Below are 1,017 nucleotides of genomic sequence, written 5' to 3'. Positions count from 1 at the left end.
AGCGGCGCGAAGCGCTGGCTCACCGCTTCGATCAGCGTCCAGGCGTGGCGATGCTCGGGGCGGGCGTCGAGCCAGCGCGACCATTCGGCGCGTTGCGCTTCCGTGTCGCTGGTACAGAGCCGCGCGTACCAGTCGGCGGCGGCCTCGAGCGCGGCGTGATCGGCCGCGGCGTGTCGGGACGCGTCCATCGCTAGCCGGCCAGCCCCGCTTCGATCGTCGCGAGATGCAGCATCGTGCTCGCGAGGTACTTCTGCACCATCCGTTCGGAGACGGCGAGTTGCGCGGCGATCTGCGGCGTGGTCGCGCCGTGGATCTGCGCGAGCAGGAACGCGGTGCGCGCCTTCTCGGGCAGGCTCGCCAGCAGCGCGCCGATCTCCATCAGCGTCTCGATCACGATCGCCTGATGCTCCGGCGAAGCGTGGCAACCGTCGCCGTGCGCGGCCAGCGTGTCGAGCCAGGCCTGCTCGACCTGCCGGCGGCGGCTGCGGTCGACGCACATGCCGTGCGCCATCGCCTTCAGATACGCGCGCGCCTCGGCCGGGCCGGCGAAGCGCGCGGGCTCGGGCTTCGCGATCAGCCGCACGAACGCGTCGTGCGCGAGATCGGCCGCGTCGGCCGCATCGCCCAGACGCCGCCGCAGCCAGCTTTGCAGCCAGCCGTGGTGATCGAGATAGAGCAGGCGCACGTCGTCGTGCGGGGCGGGGGCGGCGGTCATGACATCGGAGCACGGCAAGGATGGACGCCTTGCCATATTTCTAAATGAGAATGGTTTTCGTTTATAGCGCAAGATGACGCGGATGCGCAAGCTCGCGCATCGAGCTATCGAATAACGGATTTCGATTGAAATTGAAAATGATCTGGCGGTTCGCTTTTTCGCGTCCGGTGCGATTAACGGGGGAAAGCAGGCTCATGCACGCGATGGCGTGCGGCGGCTCCCGACTCCACTTCGTCCCGAGGATTGTCCCGTGAAGCACCGAATTCCTTCGCGCGCCGTGCGCCGTTCGTCAACGCCCGCCA

Annotated in this window: 2 protein-coding genes; both read right to left on the bottom strand. The window is 67.6% G+C overall.

Annotation, left to right across the window (positions count from 1 at the left end):
* Positions 1-188 (bottom strand): DUF4880 domain-containing protein (locus tag G3N92_RS34280; RefSeq protein ID WP_206131905.1); only part of this gene is annotated, 188 nt, incomplete at its 3' end.
* Between the two features lie 2 nt (positions 189-190).
* A complete protein-coding gene (locus tag G3N92_RS34275; protein ID WP_206131904.1) occupies positions 191-715 on the bottom strand; it encodes a sigma-70 family RNA polymerase sigma factor in 525 nt (174 codons plus the stop codon).
* Positions 716-1,017 lie beyond the last annotated feature (302 nt).

Source organism: Burkholderia sp. Ac-20379 (assembly GCF_017104645.1).
Taxonomy (GTDB): domain Bacteria; phylum Pseudomonadota; class Gammaproteobacteria; order Burkholderiales; family Burkholderiaceae; genus Burkholderia.
This window is presented reverse-complemented; position numbering and strand designations above follow the sequence as displayed.